The 5,162-nt window shown below is 29.2% G+C and carries 5 protein-coding genes and 1 pseudogene; 4 read left to right on the forward strand and 2 right to left on the reverse strand.

Annotated features, from left to right (window positions below; all coding sequences use genetic code 11):
• Positions 1-96: pseudogene (locus IDG60_RS05625) on the reverse strand (capsule biosynthesis protein CapA); the annotation flags it as partial.
• Positions 97-944: 848 nt separating this feature from the next.
• The gene (gene icaR, locus IDG60_RS05630; RefSeq protein ID WP_000653261.1) at positions 945-1,505 is read right to left on the reverse strand and encodes an ica operon transcriptional regulator IcaR; all 561 of its coding nucleotides are present in this window, start codon (positions 1,503-1,505) and stop codon (positions 945-947) included.
• 163 nt (positions 1,506-1,668) lie between these two features.
• Between icaR and icaA the strand changes: the two genes are divergently transcribed.
• The 4 genes from icaA to icaC are packed head-to-tail and all read left to right on the forward strand — an operon-like array spanning position 1,669 to position 5,084.
• Positions 1,669-2,907, forward strand: a complete 1,239-nt coding sequence (gene icaA, locus IDG60_RS05635; RefSeq protein WP_001159427.1) for a poly-beta-1,6 N-acetyl-D-glucosamine synthase IcaA — start codon at positions 1,669-1,671, stop codon at positions 2,905-2,907.
• Positions 2,871-3,176 carry an intracellular adhesion protein IcaD gene (icaD, locus tag IDG60_RS05640; RefSeq protein WP_000240580.1) on the forward strand — a complete coding sequence of 102 codons (306 nt, stop codon included), beginning with the start codon at positions 2,871-2,873 and terminating at the stop codon, positions 3,174-3,176. The genes icaA and icaD overlap by 37 nt, the downstream gene beginning before the upstream one ends.
• Entirely contained in the window at positions 3,173-4,045 is an 873-nt protein-coding gene (gene icaB / locus IDG60_RS05645) for an intercellular adhesin biosynthesis polysaccharide N-deacetylase (RefSeq protein WP_000877369.1), read from the forward strand. The genes icaD and icaB overlap by 4 nt, the downstream gene beginning before the upstream one ends.
• Positions 4,032-5,084, forward strand: a complete 1,053-nt coding sequence (gene icaC, locus IDG60_RS05650; RefSeq protein ID WP_000723836.1) for a polysaccharide intercellular adhesin biosynthesis/export protein IcaC — start codon at positions 4,032-4,034, stop codon at positions 5,082-5,084. The genes icaB and icaC overlap by 14 nt, the downstream gene beginning before the upstream one ends.
• The last annotated feature ends 78 nt before the right edge of the window (positions 5,085-5,162 follow it).

A 5,162-nucleotide genomic window follows, 5' to 3' on the forward strand; every position in this document is an offset into this window, starting at 1 on the left:
ACTTACTACAAGACATATTGCCGGTAAAATAAGCAATAATTTAATATTCTTCTTTAGAATATTTAATAGTTTTACTAAATCAAACTTTTCTTTCATGGTTTCCTCCACATAATCAATCATTGTATTCATTATGTATGTTTTATAAATCGGACAATTATATCTAGTTTAACGACCACAAAACATACACAACTACATTTTCTCTAATTATTTATATAAATATTTTATCGTTTAAAATTATATCATGATTCTCTACCGTTATGTATAACTTATTTATATTTTTGTGCAAGATATAATATTGTCCAACTTCAAATATCCAAACCTATTAATAATAAAACTAGATACCATCGTACTCTATCATGGCTTTCTTATAATCGAGTAGAAGCATCATCATTACTTGATTATTTGCTCTTTACAACACCGAGCGTGCCCGTACTCGGTAATTCAATACCTTGCCTAACCCGTCACTGTGAGTTGGGTTAATGATAATAAAGCCCACACCTTTTAAAAAGATGTGGGTAATTTATATAATTTTTATTTACATTTTTAACTTATAAAAAAAAGCGCCTATGTCATGATTTACCATCACATAGGCGCTTATCAATAAATTATTACTTATTACTTTCCATTTCATCTAATTTATGCGGATTTCCTGTAATTAGATGACAACTTATTCTTTTCAGGGGAACATTACACTTTTATAATATGTTCAAAGACAAACTTAACCATTCACAAATATAAAGAATAATATTATCAAATCATTGAACAAATCGTATTTTGCAACAATTGATATTTATATTAATGTATTGCATTTAATTTATAAAATTCATATACATCTTAATATTCTCAATATCGATTTGTATTGTCAACTTTATATAGATTTAAAAAAATAATCTCATGTCTTTTTTTACAAAAGTAAGTTAATTATTACAAACTAGTAACAAAAATTATTTCTTCAAAAATATATTTAGTAGCGAATACACTTCATCTTTGAATTGACTTTTACTTTCTTCCACTGCTCCAAATTTTTGCGAAAAGGATGCTTTCAAATACCAACTTTCAAGAAACAGCAATATTAAATTCTGAAAGTCTTCTTTTGTCATCTTTATCTTTGATTCATCATAGAATTTTGCTATCTCTTTACTTAATGATTGATTTAAATCTTGTATTTGTCCGTAAATATTTCCAGAAAATTCCTCAGGCGTATTAGATAATTGAACGTACATTCTAATATACCTTTCTTCGATGTCGAAAATAAACTCAAATAAGAATTGATATAAAGCATCAATTGAATAGTTCGATTTATTTTGATTCATCATAATAATATTATTAAGGTAATCAAAACAGCATTTAACACTTTGTTCGTAAATACTTTTTTTCGAGTCAAAATGGTAATATAAACTCGCTTTCTTTATATTTACACTTTTAGCTATATCATCAAGTGTTGTACCGTCATACCCCTTCTCTGAAAATAAGGTTATTGCGTTATCAATAATCTTATCCTTCAATTTTTATAACCCCCTACTGAAAATTAATCACACTATGTTACAGGAAAATTAAGTTGCAATTACAAATATTTCCGTTTAATTATAACAACAATCTATTGCAAATTAAAATACTATCAATTACCATATGGCTTACAACCTAACTAACGAAAGGTAGGTAAAGAAATTGCAATTTTTTAACTTTTTGCTTTTTTATCCTGTATTTATGTCTATTTACTGGATTGTCGGTTCAATTTATTTCTATTTTACCAGAGAAATTAGATATTCATTGAACAAGAAGCCTGACATAAATGTGGATGAATTAGAAGGCATTACATTTTTACTTGCCTGTTATAACGAAAGTGACACGATTGAAGATACGTTGTCTAATGTTCTTGCACTCAAATACGAGAAGAAAGAAATTATTATCATTAATGATGGAAGTTCAGATAATACAGCAGAACTCATCTATAAAATCAAAGAAAATAATGACTTTATTTTCGTCGATTTACAAGAAAACAGAGGTAAAGCCAACGCACTCAATCAAGGCATTAAACAGGCTTCATATGATTATGTAATGTGCTTGGATGCAGATACTATCGTTGATCAAGATGCACCATATTATATGATTGAGAATTTCAAACATGATCCAAAACTTGGTGCAGTTACAGGTAATCCTAGAATTCGAAATAAGAGTTCTATTTTAGGTAAAATTCAAACGATAGAATATGCAAGTTTAATTGGCTGTATTAAGCGAAGTCAGACACTTGCTGGCGCAGTCAATACTATTTCGGGTGTCTTCACTCTATTTAAAAAAAGTGCAGTTGTCGACGTTGGCTACTGGGATACTGATATGATTACCGAAGATATTGCAGTTTCTTGGAAATTGCATTTACGTGGATATCGTATTAAGTATGAACCGCTTGCCATGTGTTGGATGTTGGTTCCAGAAACATTGGGAGGTCTTTGGAAGCAACGCGTGAGATGGGCTCAAGGGGGACACGAAGTATTACTACGAGACTTTTTTAGCACAATGAAAACGAAAAGGTTTCCTTTATATATTTTGATGTTTGAGCAAATCATCTCAATTTTATGGGTATATATAGTGCTTCTATATTTAGGCTATTTGTTCATAACAGCAAACTTCTTAGACTATACATTTATGACATATAGTTTTTCAATATTTCTACTATCATCATTTACTATGACTTTTATAAACGTTATTCAATTTACAGTCGCACTCTTTATTGATAGTCGCTACGAGAAAAAGAATATGGCTGGACTCATATTTGTAAGTTGGTATCCGACAGTATACTGGATTATTAACGCAGCAGTAGTTCTTGTCGCATTTCCAAAAGCATTAAAACGTAAGAAAGGTGGTTACGCAACATGGTCAAGCCCAGACAGAGGGAATACCCAACGCTAAAATCATCGCTAAATATTGTAAGAGAAACAGCACTTATCGCTATATCGTGTGTCTTTTGGATATATTGTTTAGTTGTTCTACTCGTTTATATTGGTACTATATTTGAAATTCATGACGAAAGTATCAATACAATACGTGTTGCTTTAAACATTGAAAATACTGAAATTTTAGATATATTTGAAACTATGGGCATTTTCGCGATTATCATTTTTGTATTTTTTACAATTAGCATATTGATTCAAAAATGGCAGAGAGGAAGAGAATCGTGAAGTATAGAAAATTAATAATTTTAGTGTTGAGTATCTTGATCATATTGCCTGTAAGCACACTGGATGGTCATCATATTGCAAATGCAGATGACGATTCACCTAAAAAACTGAAATATAAAGAAAATAGTGCTCTGGCATTAAATTATCACCGTGTAAGAAAAGCGAATTTTCTGAATAATTTTATTTACTTCTTTTCTAGTAGTAAAGAAATTAAAAATTATAGTGTTAGTCAATCACAATTTGAATCTCAAATAAAATGGCTAAAATCACATGATGCTAAATTTTTAACCTTGAAAGAATTTTTATATTACAAGAAAAAAGGTAAGTTTCCAAAACGAAGTGTATGGATTAACTTTGATGATATGGATGAAACTATTTATGAAAATGCTTATCCAATCTTAAAAAAATATAAAATACCGGCAACTGGGTTTATTATCACAGGTCATGTTGGGGAAGAAAACTTTCACAACCTCGATATGATTAGTAAAAAAGAACTAAAAGAAATGTATAAAACTGGGTTATGGGAATTTGAAACACATACCCACGATTTGCATAACTTATCTAAAAATAATAAGTCAAAATTAATGAAAGCTTCTGAAGCTACAATCATAAAAGATTTAAACAAAAGTGAAAAATATCTAACTAAAAACTTTAAAAAGTCGCAGAAAACTATAGCCTATCCTTATGGCTTGATGAATGACGATAAATTACCGGTAATCAAAAAAGCTGGGTTAAAATACGGTTTTTCATTAGAGGAAAAAGCAGTCACTCCGAACTCCAATGATTATTACATCCCTAGAATATTAATTAGTGATGATGCTTTTGAGCATTTAATTAAGAGATGGGACGGATTCCATGAAAAAGATTAGACTTGAACTCGTATATTTACGTGCTATTATATGTGCAATTATTATTATCACACATTTACTTACACAAATTACTTTAAAACATGAAAATATGGAGGGAGGATCCTTAGTATTACAATTTTACATTCGTAATATTGTGATTTTTGGTACACCTTGCTTTATTATCTTGTCACAGTTACTGACAACCTTGAATTACCAAAAAGTCACCTATAGATACTTAACTACACGCGTAAAATATATACTTATTCCTTACATATTAATGGGATTGTTTTACAGTTATAGTGAATCATTATTAACAGATTCAAGTTTCAATAAACAATTCATTGAAAATGTCCTATTAGGTCAATGGTATGGCTATTTTATCGTTGTTATCATGCAATTCTTTATTTTGAGTTATATCATTTTTAAAATTAACTATAACCTATTCAACAGTAAAATATTATTATTGTTATCTTTTATTTTACAGCAATCATTTTTATATTACTTTACGAACAACACAGCGTTTCACGATACCGTGCTACACTATTATCCATTAAGTGAAAACACTATAATATTCGGATGGATTTTTTATTTCTTTTTAGGTGCATATATGGGTTATAACTACGAACGTGTATTAAATTTCTTAGAACGTTATTTAGTTATTATGATTGTATTAGCTGTAGCTACTTATTTTGTGTTTATTGCGTTAGCAAATGGAGACTATTGGAACGTTACCAGCTTTTCATATTCATTAACACCATATAATAGTATTATGTTTATTGTTATCTTGGGTATTTGCACGCATTTTAAAACAATGTTATTTAATACGATTCAAATGATTAGTGCTTTCTCATTCTTTATTTATTTATTACATCCAATCATTCTAGACTCATTGTTTGCATATACAAATATATTTGAGGATAATACAATGGTCTTTCTAGCGATATCACTACTATTCATTTTAGGATTATGTATAGGTGTCGGCATGATATTGCGTGAATTCTATATCTTTAGGTTTATTATTGGAAAACAACCATATAAATTGAACATTAATGCTTATTAATTATTAAGCTATGTTAAAAACACGCGGTGGGCGAAATCAGTTTGAATTGACTGACTTCGTTTTACCGCGTGTTTAATA

The sequence above is a fragment of the Staphylococcus sp. EG-SA-2 genome, assembly GCF_017152085.1.

What these genes read in the sequence shown, in the direction of transcription:
- icaD (WP_000240580.1), top strand. Translation starts at nt 2,871, where the DNA reads ATGGTCAAGCCCAGACAGAGGGAATACCCAACGCTAAAATCATCGCTA.
- icaC (WP_000723836.1), top strand. Translation starts at nt 4,032, where the DNA reads ATGAAAAAGATTAGACTTGAACTCGTATATTTACGTGCTATTATATGT.